The 18,519-nt window shown below is 59.5% G+C and carries 16 protein-coding genes; 6 read left to right on the top strand and 10 right to left on the bottom strand.

Annotated elements, in window-relative coordinates; genetic code table 11:
• Positions 1-1,057 (bottom strand): GTPase/DUF3482 domain-containing protein (locus GHN92_RS08580; protein WP_153379894.1); only part of this gene is annotated, 1,057 nt, incomplete at its 3' end.
• Entirely contained in the window at positions 1,050-2,432 is a 1,383-nt protein-coding gene (locus GHN92_RS08575; protein ID WP_095020517.1) for a DUF2868 domain-containing protein, read from the bottom strand. The genes GHN92_RS08575 and GHN92_RS08580, both read right to left, overlap by 8 nt.
• 90 nt (positions 2,433-2,522) lie before the next feature.
• Between GHN92_RS08575 and GHN92_RS08570 the strand changes: the two genes are divergently transcribed.
• Entirely contained in the window at positions 2,523-3,035 is a 513-nt protein-coding gene (locus tag GHN92_RS08570; protein WP_094999782.1) for a dihydrofolate reductase, read from the top strand.
• A gap of 121 nt (positions 3,036-3,156) precedes the next feature.
• On the opposite strand, the gene GHN92_RS08565 is transcribed toward GHN92_RS08570, so the two are convergent.
• Complete coding sequence (locus GHN92_RS08565) at positions 3,157-4,548, bottom strand: L-cystine transporter (protein WP_083369724.1); 1,392 nt, start codon at positions 4,546-4,548, stop codon at positions 3,157-3,159.
• A gap of 219 nt (positions 4,549-4,767) precedes the next feature.
• Between GHN92_RS08565 and GHN92_RS08560 the strand changes: the two genes are divergently transcribed.
• Positions 4,768-5,823 (top strand): phosphorylcholine phosphatase, encoded by a 1,056-nt coding sequence (locus GHN92_RS08560; RefSeq protein WP_095017836.1) that lies wholly within the window; start codon positions 4,768-4,770, stop codon positions 5,821-5,823.
• A gap of 210 nt (positions 5,824-6,033) precedes the next feature.
• On the opposite strand, the gene ilvD is transcribed toward GHN92_RS08560, so the two are convergent.
• Complete coding sequence (gene ilvD, locus GHN92_RS08555) at positions 6,034-7,881, bottom strand: dihydroxy-acid dehydratase (RefSeq protein WP_094999784.1); 1,848 nt, start codon at positions 7,879-7,881, stop codon at positions 6,034-6,036.
• Between the two features lie 381 nt (positions 7,882-8,262).
• Between ilvD and GHN92_RS08550 the strand changes: the two genes are divergently transcribed.
• Positions 8,263-9,954 (top strand): DUF4153 domain-containing protein, encoded by a 1,692-nt coding sequence (locus tag GHN92_RS08550; RefSeq protein WP_095020488.1) that lies wholly within the window; start codon positions 8,263-8,265, stop codon positions 9,952-9,954.
• A gap of 167 nt (positions 9,955-10,121) precedes the next feature.
• On the opposite strand, the gene GHN92_RS08545 is transcribed toward GHN92_RS08550, so the two are convergent.
• Complete coding sequence (locus GHN92_RS08545; protein WP_094999786.1) at positions 10,122-11,318, bottom strand: class I SAM-dependent rRNA methyltransferase; 1,197 nt, start codon at positions 11,316-11,318, stop codon at positions 10,122-10,124.
• Positions 11,319-11,468: 150 nt separating this feature from the next.
• On the opposite strand from GHN92_RS08545, the gene mutM reads away from it, so the two are divergent.
• Complete coding sequence (gene mutM / locus GHN92_RS08540; protein WP_095017834.1) at positions 11,469-12,281, top strand: bifunctional DNA-formamidopyrimidine glycosylase/DNA-(apurinic or apyrimidinic site) lyase; 813 nt, start codon at positions 11,469-11,471, stop codon at positions 12,279-12,281.
• A 129-nt stretch (positions 12,282-12,410) separates the two neighbouring features.
• On the opposite strand, the gene GHN92_RS08535 is transcribed toward mutM, so the two are convergent.
• The 3 genes from GHN92_RS08535 to GHN92_RS08525 form a co-directional block, all read right to left on the bottom strand.
• Positions 12,411-12,662 (bottom strand): YfhL family 4Fe-4S dicluster ferredoxin, encoded by a 252-nt coding sequence (locus tag GHN92_RS08535; protein WP_016782613.1) that lies wholly within the window; start codon positions 12,660-12,662, stop codon positions 12,411-12,413.
• A 99-nt stretch (positions 12,663-12,761) separates the two neighbouring features.
• A complete protein-coding gene (gene coaD / locus GHN92_RS08530) occupies positions 12,762-13,244 on the bottom strand; it encodes a pantetheine-phosphate adenylyltransferase (protein ID WP_004419754.1) in 483 nt (160 codons plus the stop codon).
• 171 nt (positions 13,245-13,415) lie between these two features.
• Positions 13,416-14,846, bottom strand: coding sequence for a coniferyl aldehyde dehydrogenase (locus GHN92_RS08525; protein WP_094999787.1), 1,431 nt, complete (start codon positions 14,844-14,846; stop codon positions 13,416-13,418).
• Between the two features lie 158 nt (positions 14,847-15,004).
• Here GHN92_RS08525 and GHN92_RS08520 point away from each other — a divergent pair, with 158 nt between their 5' ends.
• Positions 15,005-15,673 (top strand): TetR/AcrR family transcriptional regulator, encoded by a 669-nt coding sequence (locus GHN92_RS08520; protein ID WP_094999788.1) that lies wholly within the window; start codon positions 15,005-15,007, stop codon positions 15,671-15,673.
• 30 nt (positions 15,674-15,703) lie between these two features.
• A complete protein-coding gene (locus GHN92_RS08515; RefSeq protein WP_095023210.1) occupies positions 15,704-16,558 on the top strand; it encodes a sulfurtransferase in 855 nt (284 codons plus the stop codon).
• A 10-nt stretch (positions 16,559-16,568) separates the two neighbouring features.
• Here the strand turns inward: GHN92_RS08515 and GHN92_RS08510 are convergent, their stop codons facing one another.
• Positions 16,569-17,405, bottom strand: a complete 837-nt coding sequence (locus GHN92_RS08510; protein WP_095020485.1) for an AraC family transcriptional regulator — start codon at positions 17,403-17,405, stop codon at positions 16,569-16,571.
• Positions 17,405-18,448, bottom strand: a complete 1,044-nt coding sequence (locus GHN92_RS08505; protein ID WP_153379892.1) for a hydrolase — start codon at positions 18,446-18,448, stop codon at positions 17,405-17,407. Before GHN92_RS08505 ends, GHN92_RS08510 begins: the two co-directional genes overlap by 1 nt.
• Positions 18,449-18,519 lie beyond the last annotated feature (71 nt).

Below are 18,519 nucleotides of genomic sequence, written 5' to 3'. Positions count from 1 at the left end.
GCGTAGAAGCCCTGCTCAAGCTGTACGGTTTTCGCACCAGCGCCGCCGCGCCCAGCGTCAGGCCGCCCACCATCAAGTCCACGCCAGCCCCGGCCGCAGCACCTGCGGCAATCCCGCTACCGACCCGCACGCCCAGATGCTTGAGCGTCTCGGGGTTGAACAAGTCATCGCCCCAGCGCCCGTCGAGTAGCGGCAAGTCGCTGGCCGCCGCATCGCTGGTGCGAAAACCGTACAGCTTGAGCAGGGCTTCTACGCAGCGTTGCTCGCGTTGGCGAATCGTTTCGCGCAACTGCTGGGTAGCTTGTTGTTCGGCGGTTTTTTCGCTGGCCACGCTGCGTCGGCAGGCGGCGCAGTCGATCAGCAGTTCGGCAATCAGGCGCAGGGCGCTGTGCTTGCGGGCTTCACGCTGGGCCTCCTGATCGGTAATCAGTCGTTGCAGCGCGCCCCGCGAATGCTCCAGCAGCAGCGCCAGGCTTTCATATAAACGGCGTTCGCCATCTTCGGGCGGGGCCACGCTGTCGAAGCGTACCAGTGCATGCAGGCCTAGACGGGCCAGGGCTTCGCGCCACTCGGGCTCGCGGTGCTGCGGGCTGCTGACAAAGTTGAGCACCGGCAGCAGCGGTTTGCCACAACTGGCCAGTACGCTGAGTTCGTCGCGGTACTTGGCCAGCACCGGCTCGCGGGCGTCGATCACATACAGCCCGGCGTCCGAGGCCAGCAGTTGGCGCAACACCTTGGCTTCCTGCTCAAAGCGCTGGCGCGCCTCGCTGCCTTCGAGAAAGCGCGCCACCCGCGCCGGCCCATCCAGGCGTTCGCCGGGGTGGTCGAGGCGCTCAAGGTAGTCGAGCAGGGCGATGGCATCTTCCAGCCCCGGCGTGTCGTACAGCTCCAGCAACGGCTCGCCGTCGACCGACAGCCGTGCGCCTTCGACATGGCGCGTGGTGCTGGGACGATGGGACACTTCACCAAAACCGACATCTCGGGTCAGGGTCCGCAGCAACGAGGTTTTGCCGACATTGGTATGGCCCACCACGGCCAGCGTCAGTGGCTTAGTCATGGCCTGTCTCCAGCCAGTTCAGGGGGGCGCTGGCGGCGAACGGTAAACCCAGTTTCTCCAGCGCCGTGTGCCAGTCGCCCAGGCGATCAGCGTCCAGTGCCTGGCCGGGGGGGGCTTGCAGTAGCCATATGCGGGTTTCGCGGGCACTGCGGGCCAGTTCGCCGATCAGCGCCAGGCTGCCACGGTCCGGCGAGCGTCGCGGGTCGCAGGCAATGGCCAGGCGCGCCGGGGGGAAACGGGTCATTTGTTCGAGCAGTTTTTGCCTGGATTCGCGGCTGTCGAGAATGCCCGCATCCTTGACCGTAGCCGGCAACGTGGGTGGCCAAGGGTGTTGATCGTCCAGCTCGATGGCCACGATCAAGGCGCCATCGGTGTGCAGGTCGCTGTGCCCGGCCTGCACGTTATGCAACTGCTCGGGGGCTATGTCATTTACGCCCAGGCGCTCGCTGCTGGGCATCAGACGCTCGCGCAGCTGGCTGTAACCGGGCAGATTAAGGTCAAGTTGCAGTGCGTTGCGCCCGGCATTCCAGCGCCACAGGCAGAATGCCGCCAGTAGCAGACGCGGAATCACCCCGTAAATAAGGACCACGCCCACCAGCCAGACTGCCCATGCCTGACGCACCAGTTCATTGTCATAGAGGTTGGTGTCGTTGCTGATGCGGATCATCTCCACGGTGGGTACGCTCATGCCCAGCCAGTTGGGCAGGGCGCCAAGGGCGCGGGTGGCGGCGACAAACACATCGGCACCAAGAATCGTGGTTTCCCAGATAAACCCGTAACGGCGGGTGGCCATTAGCAGCAGCATCATCACCAACGCGCTGAGCATCGCCAGCAACCACAGGCCGTTGACCAGCGTGCCGAGTGCCCAGCGATTGAGCTTGCGCCGTTGCAGCAACAGCAATAAGGCGGGGGCCAGTTGTGCGGCCTTGGCGTCGCGGGCGAGTTTTTCGCTGAGCCACAGCCACAGGCGGCCGAGGCTGGCGCCGTGTTCACCGGCAAACAGCAGGCCCAGCGCCCAGCTCAACAGCAGGATCAGATTGAGGCCAAGCAGGCTGCCCAGCGCCCAGAACACATTAACCGGGGTTTGCCCGTCGCCCAGGGCAGCAAAGGCCAGACCGGCGCCGCTGAGCACCGCCAGTACGGCCAATACCAGCAGCGCCAGCCGCGCACCTTGCAGCCAGTGCTGCATGGCGGCGAGCAAGCCATCCCGTTCCGCCAGCCACAGGGCACGGTTTTGCAGGCGTGTGGGCAGGTCGCCGGCGCTGGTGCGGGCGCGCCGATTGGCTTCAAGATCGTCCAGCGGGCCGGCGTGTTCTTCGCGCAGGCGCACGGTCTCGGTCAGCCAGAGGCGTTGTAATGGGGAAAGTTGATTCACAGGCCAGTCCATTCAAGTGAGCCATGAGCATAACCGCTGTTAGTCAGGCAGGGTACTGTCGGCGCGGGTGGCTCTGGTATCCTCGGCGCCATGAAAAAAACACTCCCCCTTAGCCTGATCGCGGCACTCGCTGAAAACCGCGTGATTGGCGTCGACAACAGCATGCCGTGGCATTTGCCAGCGGATTTCAAATATTTCAAGGCCACCACCCTGGGCAAGCCGATCATCATGGGTCGCAAGACCTGGGATTCGCTCGGTCGCCCGTTGCCGGGCCGGCTTAATCTGGTGGTCAGTCGTCAGACCGGCTTGCAGCTTGAAGGTGCCGAGGTATTTGCATCCCTTGAGGCGGCTGTGGAGCGTGCCGAGGCGTGGGCAATCGAGCAAGGCGTCAGTGAAGTGATGCTGATTGGCGGCGCGCAGTTGTACACCCAGGGATTGGTGGATGCCGACCGGTTGTACCTGACGCGAGTGGGCCTGAGCCCGGAAGGCGATGCGTGGTTCCCTGAGTTCGATCAGGCGCAGTGGAAACGGGTATCAGAGGAATTGCACGAGGCTGCAGAGGGCAAGCCGGCGTTCAGTTTTGAGGTGTGGGAAAGGGCTTAGTTACAAAAAGCCCCTCACCCCAACCCTCTCCCGGAGGGAGAGGGGGCTGATCTGTGGTGTTACGCAAATCTGCTTTTGCCTTTAATCCCCTCTCCCTCCGGGAGAGGGTTAGGGCAAGCTTTTAAGCGTGCGCCAGATCACCATGATCGTCTTCAGCCAGGATGGCCTTGTCGGTCTGGTGCAGGATCTGGCTGGTGACGGTGCCTGCCACCATCGAACCGCTGACGTTCAGTGCCGTACGGCCCATGTCGATCAACGGCTCGACCGAAATCAGCAGCGCCACCAGCGACACCGGCAAGCCCATGGCCGGCAACACGATCAGTGCAGCGAAGGTTGCACCACCGCCCACACCGGCCACGCCTACCGAACTCAAGGTCACGATGGCCACCAGCGATGCGATCCACACAGGGTCCAGCGGATTGATGCCCACGGTCGGGGCAACCATCACCGCCAGCATGGCCGGGTACAGACCGGCACAGCCGTTCTGGCCAATGGTCGCGCCAAACGAAGCGGCAAAGCTGGCGATCGAAGACGGAATGCCCAGGCGTCGGGTTTGCGCTTCGATGCTCAACGGGATGCTGGCCGCGCTCGAACGGCTGGTGAAAGCAAAGGTCAGAACCGGCCATACCTTGCGGAAGAAGCGCAGCGGGTTAACCCCGGAAAACGACACGATCACGCCGTGAATCACAAACATCAGCGCCAGCGCGATGTAGGACACCACCACAAAGCTGCCGAGTTTGATGATGTCCTGCACGTTGGACATGGCGACCACTTTGGTCATCAAGGCCAGTACGCCGTAGGGGGTCAGTTTCATCACCAGGCGCACCAGGCGCATCACCCAGGCTTGCAGGGTATCGATGGCGCTGAGGATCTTGCCGCCTTTTTCCGGCTCGTCCTTGAACAGCTGCAACGCGGCGATGCCCAGGAATGCCGCGAAAATCACCACGCTGATGATCGAGGTCGGCTTGGCACGGGCCAGGTCGGCAAACGGGTTTTGCGGGATAAACGACAGCAGCAGTTGTGGCACGTTCAGGTCCGACACCTTGCCCGCGTAGTCGCTCTGGATCACTTGCAGGCGGCTCATTTCTGCAGCACCGGCCACCAGGCCATCGGCGGTGAGGCCGAACAGGTTGGTCAGGCCGATACCGATCAATGCCGCGATCATGGTGGTAAACAGCAATGTGCCGATGGTCAGGAAGCTGATCTTGCCGAGGGACGAAGCGTTATGCAGACGGGCTACGGCGCTGAGGATCGAGGCGAATACCAGCGGTATCACGATCATTTGCAGCAATTGCACGTAGCCACTGCCGACCAGGTCGAACCAGCCAATGGAGGCTTTCAGTGTCGGGCTGTCTGTACCGTAGGTCAGGTGCAGGCACAGGCCGAAGACCACGCCTATAACCAGTGCCAGCAAGACTTTTTTCGCCAGGCTCCACGCAGTGTGGCGGGTCAGCGACAAGCCGAACAGCAACGCGAGGAACACCAGCAGATTGAGGATCAGCGGGAAATTCATGAAAGCTCCGAGGGGACGACTTGTACCAGTCTTGGATGTAACTATTGCGAACCGGAAATCGTAACAGGTTGATATATCTACAAATATACCGATGTGGAATGACAACCAAGGTTTTTGGAATAAGCAGGTGACGCAGACAGGACGATGATAGTCGTGGCCAAGCCAAAAACTGTCATACAGGTTTGTTAGCGTCTGTGCTTTTGACTAGGAGCATAGCTGATGAACCTGACTGCCAAGCTGACAGCGTTAACTCTGTGTATGGGGCTTGCGGGCCAGGTGTTGGCCACAGAACTCAAACACTGGCCCGCCGATCAGGCCAGGCAACTGGACGCCATGATTGCGGCCAACGCGAACAAGGGTAATTTCGCGGTCTTTGACATGGATAACACCAGCTACCGCAACGATCTGGAAGAAGCGCTGCTGCCGTTTATGGAAAACAAGGGCCTGATCACCCGTGACAGTCTCGACCCGTCGCTCAAACTGATCCCGTTCAAAGACACTGCCGAACATAAAGAAAGCCTGTTCAGTTACTACTATCGCTTGTGCGAAGTGGACGACATGGTGTGTTACCCGTGGGTGGCCCAGGTGTTTTCCGGCTTTACCCTGCAACAGCTCAAGGGTTACGTGGATGAGCTGATGGCCTCGGGCAAACCGGTGCCAGTGACTTACTTCGAGGGGGATGTGGTCAAGACCTCCGAGGTTCAGCCGCCCAAGGTGTTTACCGGACAGGTCGAACTGTTCAACAAACTGATGGAAAACGGCATTGAGGTCTATGTCATGACCGCGGCTTCGGAAGAGCTGGTGCGCATGGTCGCGGCCGATCCCAAGTACGGTTACAACGTCAAACCGCAAAACGTGATTGGCGTGAGTACGCTGCTCAAGGACCGCAAAACTGGTGAGCTGACCACTGCCCGCAAACAGATCAGCGCCGGTACATACAACGAGAAAGCCAACCTGGGGCTGGAGTTGACCCCTTATCTGTGGACTCCGGCGACATGGATGGCGGGCAAGCAGGCGGCGATCCTGACCTATATCGACCAGTGGAAAAAGCCGGTGCTGGTGGGCGGCGATACGCCGTCCAGTGATGGCTATATGCTATTTCACGGCGTGGACGTGGCCAAGGGCGGGGTGCACTTGTGGATCAACCGCAAAGACAAATACATGGCGCAACTGGAAGGCATGATGGCCAAGAATGCGGCGGCGCAAGCCAAAGAGGGGTTGCCGGTAACGGCGGATAAAAACTGGGTAATCGTCAAGCCGGATCAGATCCAGTAGTGACGTAGCAGCTGCCGAGGGACGAAGGCTGCGTTCGGCGACGTAGTCGTCGTAAACCTGAGTCTTCAATATTTCTGATGTACCGAAGTGTCTGATTTCACGACGGCTTTGCCGCCGAACGCAGCCTCGTTCCTACGGCAACTGCTACAGAGTTGGTGTATGAACCAAAAATCCCGGCACATGGCCGGGATTTTTGTTCAACGTATTGGCTTATGGCACCAATTTGTCCAACAGCGCTTTATCACGCACCGCGCCCTTGTCGGCGCTGGTGGCCAGCAACGCATAGGCCTTGAGGGCCGTGGTGACTTTGCGCGGACGCACTTCCACCGGCTTCCAGCCTTTCTTGTCTTGCTCGGCACGACGGGCTGCCATCTCTTCGTCGCTGATCAACAGGTTGATCGAACGGTTCGGGATGTCGATCAGCACTTTGTCGCCGTCCTGCACCAGGCCAATCGCGCCACCAGCGGCTGCTTCCGGTGAAGCATGACCGATGGACAGGCCCGAAGTACCGCCCGAGAAACGACCGTCGGTGAGCAGCGCACAGGCTTTGCCCAGGCCTTTGGATTTCAGGTACGACGTCGGGTAGAGCATCTCTTGCATGCCCGGGCCGCCTTTAGGGCCTTCGTAACGGATGATCACGATGTCGCCGGCCTGTACTTCGTCCGCCAGAATGCCGCGCACGGCGCTGTCCTGGCTTTCGAAGATCTTGGCGTTGCCTTCGAACACGTGGATCGACTCGTCGACGCCCGCGGTTTTAACCACGCAACCATCCAGAGCGATGTTGCCGTACAGCACGGCCAGGCCGCCTTCTTGCGAGTAGGCGTGCTCGACACTGCGGATGCAGCCGTTTTCACGGTCGTCGTCGAGGGTGTCCCAGCGGGTCGACTGGCTGAACGCGGTTTGCGTCGGGATACCGGCCGGGCCTGCACGGAAGAACGTGTGCACGGCTTCGTCGTCAGTCTGGGTGATGTCCCATTTGGCGATGCCTTCGGCCATGGTCTTGCTGTGTACGGTCGGCAAATCGGTGTGCAGCAGGCCGCCGCGGGCCAGCGAACCCAGAATAGAGAAGATGCCGCCTGCACGGTGCACGTCTTCCATGTGGTACTTCTGGATGTTCGGCGCCACTTTGCACAGCTGCGGCACATGACGTGACAGGCGGTCGATGTCTTTAAGGTCGAAGTCGATTTCGGCTTCTTGGGCCGCAGCCAGCAAGTGCAGGATGGTGTTGGTCGAACCGCCCATGGCGATGTCCAGCGTCATGGCGTTTTCGAACGCCTTGAAGTTGGCGATATTGCGCGGCAATACCGACTCGTCGTTCTCGACGTAGTACTGGCGGCACAGATCAACGATGGTGCGTCCGGCTTGCAGGAACAATTGTTCGCGGTCGCTGTGGGTAGCCAGTGCCGAGCCGTTGCCCGGCAAGGCCAGACCCAGGGCTTCGGTCAGGCAGTTCATAGAGTTGGCAGTGAACATGCCGGAGCACGAACCGCACGTCGGGCAAGCGCTGCGCTCGTACTCGGCAACTTTCTCGTCAGAAGCGCTGGAGTCGGCGGCGATCACCATGGCGTCTACCAGATCCAGACCGTGGCTGGCGAGCTTGGTCTTGCCTGCTTCCATCGGCCCGCCGGAAACGAAAATCACCGGGATGTTGAGGCGCAAGGAGGCCATCAGCATGCCAGGGGTGATCTTGTCGCAGTTGGAGATGCACACAATGGCGTCGGCGCAGTGGGCGTTGACCATGTATTCCACGGAGTCGGCGATGATCTCGCGGCTAGGCAGCGAGTACAGCATGCCGTCATGGCCCATGGCGATGCCGTCGTCGACGGCAATGGTGTTGAATTCTTTGGCAACGCCGCCTGCGCGCTCGATCTCGCGGGCTACCAGCTGGCCCATGTCCTTGAGGTGGACGTGGCCGGGTACGAACTGGGTGAAGGAGTTGGCAATGGCGATGATCGGCTTTTTAAAGTCGGCATCTTTCATCCCCGTGGCGCGCCACAAAGCGCGGGCACCGGCCATGTTGCGGCCATGGGTGGAGGTTTTCGAACGATAGTCAGGCATGGAGCAACTCCGGGCGGCTAATCAGGTAACAAACAGGGAAGTGAGCTTCTAATGACAGGCGGATCACACAGAAAATGACCACGTATCCGCGAGTTGCCGTAAACGCTGCGGGATCGCCGCGCGTCTGGGCTTGAGCTCATAAACCCGCCGGGGATGATTGGCGATGAATGCGTCGATTCTACACGGCTGGCGGCGGGAGGGAATGGGCCCGAGGGTTGCGCCAGGGTACAAATGAGCGACTTGGGATACTGCATGAGGCAATCAGCTCTAGTAAGGCCTGGCCTGCTTTTGTGTGGGAAAGAACTATTTTTAATAAGTGGCACGACCATTTAACGGCAATCAAGTAATAGTGTGCGATTGGTTTTGTAGTGAGGGTTCCAAATGCTGACGCTTGAGCGATCTGTCAAAACGTATCTGGTCATCGGCCTGGTGCAAGGGCTGTTGCTGTGGCTGAGCACCGCCATAGGCGAGCCGGGAGTCCGTTATGGCCTGATGACGGCAGTGCTGGTGGGTGGCATCAACCTGTTGCTGCTGGATGAGAATATCCGCCAGCGTGGCACGGTATGGCGGGTGCTCGGACTCACGGCAGTCATGACGTCAATCAGTGCCTGGGTATTTTGGGACGGCGATGAGTATTGGCGCTCAGGCAGCTGGCTGGTGGGCAGCTGGACCTTCTTTGCCGTAGTCGTTACCTATGTGTGTACGGTTTTTATTCTGAGCTGGCCGACCCGTGAAGAGCGCTACCCACGCTACCAGGACCTGTTTCGCCATGCTTGGGACACGGTGTTTATCGTGCTTCTGGGGTTGCTGTTGAATGGCGTGTTCTGGGCATTGCTGCTGTTGTGGGGCGGGCTGTTCAAGATGCTCGGCATCGTGGCGCTCAACAAGCTGTTCTCAACTGACGGGTTTATGTATGTCAGTTCGGCGATGGTGTTTGCCCTGGGCGTTCATATGGGGCGTGAAAAGGACCGGGTGATCGGGCTGCTGCGCGGGATTCTGCTGGCGCTATGCCGCTTTTTGCTGCCGTTGAGTGCGTTGATTGTCATTGTGTTCACCTTCGCTTTGCCCTTTACCGGGCTGGAGCCGATCTGGGATACCGGTTATTCGACGCCGATCATGCTGTGGCTGGTGGCGGTCAGTTTGTTTTTGCTCAATGGCGTGTTTCAGGATGGCACCCAGGGCAGCGGGTACCCGGTCTGGCTGGTGCGGGTGATCGACCTGTGCCTGCTGTGTTTACCGGTGCTGGTGGTGTTGGCAGGGTATTCGACCTGGCTGCGTATCGAGCAGTACGGCCTGACCCCGTCACGGATCCTCGCCATCGTGCTGGTGCTGGTTATTTTTGTTCACAGCCTGGCGGCGGTTTGGGCCGTGTTTGCTTCAAGGGCCGTCTGGCTGGGCAGCTTGCGCGCCAGCAATCCGCTAATTGCGCTGCTGTGCGTGGTGGTGCTGCTGGGGTTGCATACGCCGTGGTTCAGCCCGCTCAAGTTGAGTGCGAACAATCAGGTGCAGCGCTTGCTCAGCGGCAAGACTGCGGTGGATACCTTTGATGCAGATACCTTGCGCAATCGTCTGGGGCCTCAGGGCAAGCAGGCGTATGACGCGTTGTTGGTGCAAGTCGAGCAAGGGCTGGTACTGACCGGGCCGCAGCGGCAAGTCTTGCTGAAACGCCTCAAGGAAGCAGGTTCGGGCAATGGCCCCAGAGGGTCGGAGCGGTTGCTGGAATGGATCGGGCCCAAGGTCGAGGGCAGTGAGCAGTTTGAAGACAAGGGGTTTGACGGGCAGTTGTGCCTGGCGCCAGGTTGCGCCCTGTGGGCCGTGGATCTGGATCAGGACGGGCAGCCGGAGGTCCTGCAATTACCCAAGAACAAGTGGTCCGAACCGTTGCACTTCTTCAAGCGTGATGCTCAGGGCAAATGGCGGCGAGCCGGGACTTACCTGGGGGATGAGAGTGCGCTGGAGCTGATCGAGAAGATCCGCCAGGGCAATGTGAAGGTGGTGAAGCCGACTTATCAATCGTTGCAGATTGGCGAGGTTGAGCTGACGCCGAAGCTGGAGAAGCCTCGCAAGCCTTGAGCCCCCCGTAGCAACTGCCGAGGAACGAAGGCTGCGTTCGGCGGCGCAGCCGTCGTAAAACCTGAGCCCGCGGTTTAATTAACAGACCGGGAGTTCAGGTTTTACGATTGCTTTGCAATCGAACGCAGCCTCGTTCATTCGGCAGCTGCTACGAGGTGCTGTGCGTCTTAGCTGTTAGGCAGCAAACGGCAGGTGATGCTCTTGATGTAGCGTGTTTCCGGGATGGCCGGGTGCACCGGGTGGTCCGGGCCCTGGCCGCCGCGCTCCAGCAGCTGCATGTTGCGGTCCAGATGGCGGGCGCTGGTCAGCAGGATGTTTTGCAGGTCGTCTTCGGGCAGGTGCATCGAGCACGATGCGCTGACCAGAATGCCGTCCTTGTTGAGCAGGCGCATGGCTTGCTCGTTCAGGCGGCGGTAAGCGCCTTCGCCATTTTTCAGGTCTTTTTTGCGTTTGATGAACGCCGGCGGGTCGGCCACGATCACGTCGAAACGCTCTTCGTTGGCTTTAAGCTCCTTGAGAGCTTCAAACACGTCGCCTTCCATGCAGGTGACTTTCTCGGCAAAGCCGTTCAGCGCAGCGTTGCGCTCAACACCGTCAAGGGCGAAGGACGAGGCGTCAACGCAGAACACTTCGCTGGCGCCAAACGCACCGGCTTGAATACCCCAGCCGCCGATGTAGCTGTACAGATCCAGTACGCGTTTACCTTTGACGTACGGGGCCAGACGCGCACGGTTCATGCGGTGGTCATAGAACCAGCCGGTTTTTTGCCCGGCGATCACCGGTGCTTCGAACTTCACGCCGTTTTCTTCCAGGGCAACCCACTCCGGTACCAGGCCGAAGACGGTTTCAACATAGCGTTCAAGGCCTTCGGCATCACGGGCAGCCGAGTCGTTCTTGAACAGGATGCCGCTTGGCTTGATGACTTGCACCAGGGCTGCGATCACGTCTTCTTTGTGGTGTTCCATTGTGGCCGAGGCCAGTTGAACCACCAGAATGTCGCCGAAACGGTCAACCACCAGGCCCGGCAACAAATCGGAGTCGCCGTAGACCAGGCGGTAGTAAGGCTTGTCGAACAGGCGCTCACGCAGGGACAGGGCCACGTTCAGGCGGTGTACCAGCAGCGACTTGTCCAGTGGCAGCTTGATGTCGCGCGACAGCAGGCGTGCACAGATCAGGTTGTTGGGGCTCATGGCAACGATGCCCAGCGGCTTGCCGCCGGCGGTTTCGAGTACCGCTTGGTCGCCGGCCTTAAAACCGTTCAGTGGTGTGGCAGCTACATCGATTTCGTTGCTGTAGACCCACAGGTGGCCGGCGCGCAGGCGTCGATCGGCATTGGCTTTAAGGCGCAGGCTTGGCAGGGACATGACGTCGCTCCGGGTATTGAAAAGGGCGCGATTATAGCCTTAGACGCAACCCTGAGGCTTGGCTGATTCACCGCATTGCGTCGGATCACGGGCTCAGTGGCGCTGAAATTTCCGCTAGAATCGCCAGCTATTCCAGAGTGCGGAGCCCCCATGCCTGAATTACCTGAAGTCGAAACCACCCGCCGCGGCATAGCCCCGCACCTTGAAGGGCAGCGGGTCAGTCGGGTGATTGTGCGCGAGCGTCGTTTGCGCTGGCCGATCCCTGAGGATCTCGATGTGCGGTTGTCGGGGCAGCGTATTGTGCTGGTCGAGCGCCGGGCCAAGTATTTGCTGATCAATGCCGAGGTTGGGACACTGATCAGCCACTTGGGCATGTCGGGCAACCTGCGGCTGGTGGAGGCCGGGTTACCTGCGGCCAAGCATGAGCATGTGGATATCGAGCTGGAATCCGGGCTGGCCCTGCGTTATACCGACCCGCGCCGGTTCGGGGCGATGCTCTGGAGCCTTGACCCTCTGAACCATGAGCTGCTGGTGCGCCTGGGGCCGGAGCCGCTGACCGACCTGTTTGATGGTGAGCGGCTGTTTCAGCTGTCGCGCAAACGTTCGATGGCGGTCAAACCGTTCATCATGGACAACGCGGTGGTGGTGGGCGTGGGTAATATTTATGCGACCGAAGCGCTGTTTGCCGCAGGTATTGACCCGCGTCGCGCTGCCGGGAGTATTTCCCGGGCACGCTATTTGAAGCTGGCGATTGAGATCAAGCGGATTCTGGCGGCCGCTATCGAGCGGGGCGGCACCACATTGCGCGACTTTATTGGTGGCGATGGCCAGCCCGGTTATTTTCAGCAGGAGCTGTTTGTATACGGGCGTGGTTATGAACCGTGCAAGATTTGCGGCACGGAACTGCGTGACGTCAAACTGGGCCAGCGTGCGAGCGTGTTTTGCCCGCGTTGCCAGACGTAGCCACCAGTCCTGCACTGAACTCTTGTGGGAGCGGGCTTGCTCGCGATGCAACCACCTCGGTCGAACGGGTCGATCGCAGTGAATCTATCGCGAGCAGCCCGCTCCCACACACATCGCATAGACGATGAATCAGGCCTTCCCGGTAATTGCCCGGTACTTTTCCATCAGCTGTTCTTCGGTTTCCGGGTGGGCTTCATCCAGCGGGATGCAGTCAACCGGGCACACCTGCTGGCATTGCGGCTCATCGTAATGGCCAACGCACTGGGTGCACAGGTTGGGGTCGATCACGTAGATCTCTTCACCCTGGGAAATGGCGGCGTTCGGACACTCGGGTTCGCAGACGTCGCAGTTAATGCAATCGTCGGTGATGATCAGGGACATGGGTACTCCGGCCGGGGCGCTCGGCCCGGGCAACTGAAATCGAATGCGGCAATTGTGCCGCATTGGCGCCCGCAGTGCACGCGGACGCCGCTTCAGTGGTTATTTCTTGCGAAAACGCTCGGTCAGGGCATCAGCCACGGCCGGGTGTACGAATTTGTTGATATCACCGCCTAATGCTGCGATTTCGCGCACCAACGTCGAGGATATAAACGAATAACGTTCTGACGGCGTGAGGAACAGGCTCTCGACATCGGGGGCCAGTTGGCGATTCATGTTCGCCAGCTGGAACTCGTATTCGAAGTCCGACACGGCACGCAGGCCACGCAGGAACACATTGGCATTCTGTTCTTTGGCAAAGTGCGCGAGCAGCGTCGAGAAACCGACCACCTCAACATTGGGCAGGTGTTTGGTGACTTCACGAGCCAGCTCCACCCGCTGTTCCAGAGGGAATAGCGGGTTTTTCTTGGTGCTGGCAGCGACAGCAATGATCACGTGGTCAAACAGGCGCGAAGCGCGTTCGACCAGATCGCCATGGCCCTTGGTAATAGGGTCGAATGTACCTGGGTACAACACTCGGTTCATCGCGTCGTCCTGGCGGGAATCCGTTGGGGAGTCGGATGGTATCGCAGCATTCCCGGTCGGCCAAGTCGCCATTCGCAGAAGAAAGCACTATAGACGCGACGAATTTACTGCTTTTTCATGATTTTTTCAGGCGTTGGCCCAGTAGGCTCGCCAGTTTTTCGATAAAGCCCGTTAGCGGATAAACAGCTTCTGGATCATGCGTACCAGTTGCCGGTCATAAGGCGGATAGATCATCGGCGAGCTGTTCAGGCGCTGTTTGCACAGCACGCCCTTGGCTTTGCTGAAGGTCAGGAAACCTTCGTGGCCGTGGTAATGCCCCATGCCTGAATGCCCGACGCCGCCAAAAGGCAGGTCGTCGATAGCCACATGCAACAACGTTTCGTTGATGCTGACCCCGCCCGAGTGAGTGGTGTGGATAACCCTCTGTTGCTCGGCTTTGTTGTAGCCGAAGTAATACAGTGCCAGAGGGCGGGGTCTACGGTTGATGTAGGCCATTGCCTGATCCAGATTGGAGTAGGGCACAACGGGTAGTAGAGGGCCGAAGATTTCGTCCTGCATGACGTGCATCTCGTCGTTTACATCCAGCACCAGCGTATGGGGCATGCGCCGCCCCTGGCCCTGTTCATACAGCGGGATCAACCGTGCGCCCTTGAGGGTGGCGTCGGTTTGCAGCCGTTCAAGGCGCGCCAGCTGCCGGTCATTGATAATTGCGGTGTAGTCCGGGTTGTCGATGAGGGTCGGATAAAAGCTGTGAACGGCCTGGCGGTAGGCATCGACGAAGCCGTCTACCCGATCCTGGGGTACCAGCACATAATCCGGAGCGATACAGGTTTGCCCGGCGTTGAGTGTTTTGCCCCAGGCGATGCGCTGGGCAGCGTCTTTGAGCGGTACATCGGCCGACACGATAGCGGGAGATTTACCACCCAGCTCCAGTGTTACGGGCGTCAGGTTTTCAGAAGCTGCACGCATCACCCGTTTGCCCACATGGGTGGAACCGGTGAACAGCAAGTGATCGAACGCCAGCCCGGAGAACGCCACCGCCACATCTGCCTCGCCCAGTACCACCGCAACCATGTCTTCGGGGAAGATCCGCCCCAGCAAATCCTTGAGCCAGTGCCCGGTGACCGGGGTGAACTCGCTGAGCTTGAGCATGACCCGGTTGCCGGCAGCCAATGCGCCAACCAACGGGCCGATGGCCAGATACAGCGGGTAGTTCCACGGCACAATAATTCCCACAACCCCCAGCGGCTGATACATCACTTTGGCACTGGCGGGCGCGAACATCATGCCTACGCTGCGTGAGGAAGGTTTCATCCAGCGCTTAAGGTGTTTGAGGGCATAATCAATGCTGTGCAAGCACGGCATCAATTCGGCAAACAGGGTCTCGTCCGGGCTGCGATGGCTGAAATCCTGGCTGATGGCATCGATCAGCACCTCGCGCTCGCGGCTCAACAGCTGGCGCAGGCTTTTGAGCCATTGCTGGCGCTGCGCAAGTGGCGGGAATGGATGAGCGGCATAGGCCTGGCGCTGCTTGTCGAGCAGGGACTGGAGAGCGTCCGGTTGAACCGGGGCGTCGTGAGTGTGAGTGCTGTCGACAGGCATGATGGCTCCAGGCGGTTTTTATCGGTATTTATCGTAGAAGAGCACTATGTTTTTAGAGCTTGTGCTCTAACCTGTCAATTGAAGGCCTGCCCCGTGTTGTTTATCGATTCAAGGTTAGGCCGTAAGATGCCTTTCGTTTTTAATTTAAGCGCAAGCCCATGGCCATACGACTAAAAACCAGTCAGCGCATCGCCAACAGCAGCCTGGAGCTTTTCAACCAGTTGGGCGAACGCAGTGTGAGCACTAATCACATTGCGGCCCATATGGAAATTTCGCCCGGTAATCTGTACTACCACTTCCCCAACAAGCAGGCGATTATCGCGGTCTTGTTCAGCGAGTACGAAGCGCTGGTATTGAGCTTTTTGCACCCACCCCAAGGGCGTTTGCCAACCGTTGCCGACAAGCACCACTACCTGCAGCAACTGCTGGATGCCATGTGGCGCTACCGTTTTTTGTATCGAGATATCGAGCATTTATTGCACAGCGACACGGAACTGGCCATCCGCTATCGACGTTTTTCCCAGCACTGCCTCACACAGGCCCAGGCCATATACGCTGGCTTTGTCGAGGCCGAAATCTTGTGCATGAGCCCCCGGCAAATTGAATCCCTGAGCCTGAATGCATGGATTATTCTCACCTCCTGGGTAGGTTTTTTATGCGCCACCCGTGAAAACAGTGACCAGCTCAGCGAGCAGGCCATCAAGCGCGGTGTGTACCAACTGCTGGTGCTGGAATCAGGTTTTGTTACCGACCAGGCACGTGAAGCCATCGATGAGTTGATCAAGGAATACTACGTCCCTCTGGAACACGCGTTGTACGTTCAATAACTGCATTTCACCCCCTCACAGGAGTTCACTATGCCCGTTGCGCAACTGATCAGCCCTCATGCCCTGAATGAACGTCAGGCGCAGCCCGGCCTGGTTATCCTGGATTGCCGCTTTGCCCTCGAAGACCCGGACTACGGCCGTTGCAGTTATGCCGAGGGGCATATTGCCGGCGCGCAATTTGCCGATCTCGAACGCGACCTGAGCGGGCCTGTAATCAAAGGTGTGACCGGTCGTCATCCATTGCCCGATCCACGTACTCTGGTTGAGCGTCTGCAGGCCTGGGGCATCAATGCCGACAGCGATGTGGTGTTGTATGACGACGGCCCGGGTGCTTTTGCGGCCCGGGCATGGTGGTTGCTGACCTGGCTGGGCAAGCGCGAGGGTGTATTTATCCTTGATGGTGGTCTCAAGGCCTGGCATGCCGCGGGCTTCCCGCTGAGCCTGGATGCGTCACCGACCTTGCGTGGCACTTTCGAAGGCAAACCCGACAGCCATATGCTGCTGAGCGCAGAACAATTGCAAAAGCGTCTGGCCAAGCCGGGGCTGACCCTGATCGATGCCCGTGCCCAGCCGCGCTTTCGAGGTGAGGTCGAGCCGATTGACCCGATCGCCGGGCATATTCCGGGCGCGCAATGTGCCGCCTTCAGCGAAAACCTGGATCCTACGGGGCGCTTTTTGCCTGCGGCGCAGCTCAAGCAGCGCTTTGCCGAAAAACTTGCCGGCCGCTCTCCCGAGGAGCTGGTTGCCTATTGCGGCTCCGGGGTGACGGCGTGTCACAACCTTTTTGCATTGGGCTTGGCGGGTTATCCGCTAGGCAAGCTTTATGCGGGTTCGTGGAGCGAGTGGATCAATGATCCTGCGCGGGGCATTGCTACTGGCGATTGAGCCAGTTGGCTTAAGGGGTGCCGACACTGGCCAACCGGTATGCACCGGGGCCAACACCATAGACTTTCTTGAATTGCCGGTTCAGGTGGCTCTGGTCGGCAAAGCCCAGTTGCGTCGCCACCTGGAGTGGCAAACAGCCTTGTTGCAGCAAGGCTCTGGCATGGGCGATACGCTGTTGCATCAACCAGGTGTGCGGTGGCATGCCGGTGGCGCGCTGAAATACGCGGGCAAAGTGGAATGGCGACAGATTGACTGCGGCGGCGAGTTCTTCCAGTGATGGTGGCTCTGCCAGCCGGGCTTGCAGTACTTCCTTGGCACGGCTTACAGCGCGGTGTTCGACCCCGGGCTTGGCTGGTAGTGGCAGGCGGGCATGGCGGTTGAGCAGGGCAAGCATCATCTGACGCCATGCGGTTTGCTGCTGCAGCGCAGTCTCCGGCCCTTCGAGCAATTGATGTAGCTGGAATAACCCGCGAAACAGGTCGCAGTCGTACAGCAATGTGTCATTGAAGGTCGGCAAGTGGGTGGCGGGCAGTTCCAGTTCTTCCAGCAACTGCTGAATTTGCACGTTGTCCGGGTAAAAAGCCCGGTAACGCCAGCCCGCATCATGACCTTTGTGACCGTTATGGACTTCGTCCGGGTTGATCAGCACCAGCGTACCGGTGGCAGCCAGATGCTCGGCGCCGCGATAGCGATAGCGCTGGGCGCCTTCGAGGATCATGCCGATCACAAAACCATCATGCACATGGGGCACAAAGCGATGTTCGATATAACGTGCCGTCAGCAGTTCGACACCCGTCAGGGGGGGTGTTTGCCAGAAACGGATCGACTCACCCTGTTCTACGTCCATTACGCAGATTCAAGCCGCAGTGCGGCCAGCCATTGCGGAATTCTTCGTTCAAGGTAATAGCCCGGTTTTCTTGGGGAGCCCTCCAGAAATCCGACATGCCCGCCCCTGGTGTGCAACTCCAGTTGCGTGCAGGCTGACAGCTCGCTGGTGTCGGGGATGCTGTGCTTGAACACGAACGGATCGTCCATGGCCTGGATAATCAGCGTCGGCGTGTGGATGGCGCCGAGGAAGTAGCGGCTGGAGGCGCGACGGTAGTAGTCATCGACATTCAGATAGCCGTTAAGAGGTGCCGTTACGCGGTCATCGAACTCCCAGAAGGTGCGCATTTTGCTCAGGGCTTCGACCGAGCCAAGCCTGGTCAGGCTGGCCAGACCTTCGTGTTGGGCATCGAGCTGGAATCGATGTTTTTTGTCTTTGACGTAAGCCAGCATCTCGCGCATGAAGTGAGCTTGATAGACCCTGGAAAATCCCATACCGATCCGGTCGGCACACTGGTCAAGCCGGAACGGCACCGATACCGCGACAGCGCCGTGCAACCCGCTGTCGCTGCCGCTTTCGCCCAGATACTTGAGCAGCACATTGCCCCCCAGCGAATAGCCTACGGCATACAAGGGGGTCAGCGGATGTGCGGCACGTAAATGGGCCACTGCCTCGGCCAGGTCTTCGCTGGCCCCTGAGTGATAACTGCGGGCCAGTAAATTGGGTTCGCCGGAGCACCCTCGCCAGTTCAGTGCGGCGCTGGTCCAGCCGCGTGCGGCGAGGGCGGTTTGCAGGCCCAGCACATAGTGAGAGCCCGACGAGCCGGTCAGGCCGTGCAGCACCAGTACCACCGGCGCATGGTCTGAGGGTGTGCCGTGCCAGTCCAGATCGAGAAAATCGCCATCCTTTAGCCAGATACGTTCACGTCGATGTTCAATGGCAGGCTTGGTACGCCACAACGGCCCCCATAGCGTCTGGACATGGGGGTTGCCCAGACCCGTAGCCGGAGTAAAAGGCTTGAGGGGTGAAGCATGACTGGCTGGAAAAGGCACGGAGGTTCTCATCGAGTAACAGGTACGGCGGATGTCTAAATTGCCACATCAGGGCCCGACACCCAAGTGTTGCGTGCGGGTGC

The organism is Pseudomonas sp. FSL R10-2964 (assembly GCF_009600035.1).
GTDB classification, from domain to species: Bacteria; Pseudomonadota; Gammaproteobacteria; order Pseudomonadales; family Pseudomonadaceae; genus Aquipseudomonas; species Aquipseudomonas bubulae.
This window is presented reverse-complemented; position numbering and strand designations above follow the sequence as displayed.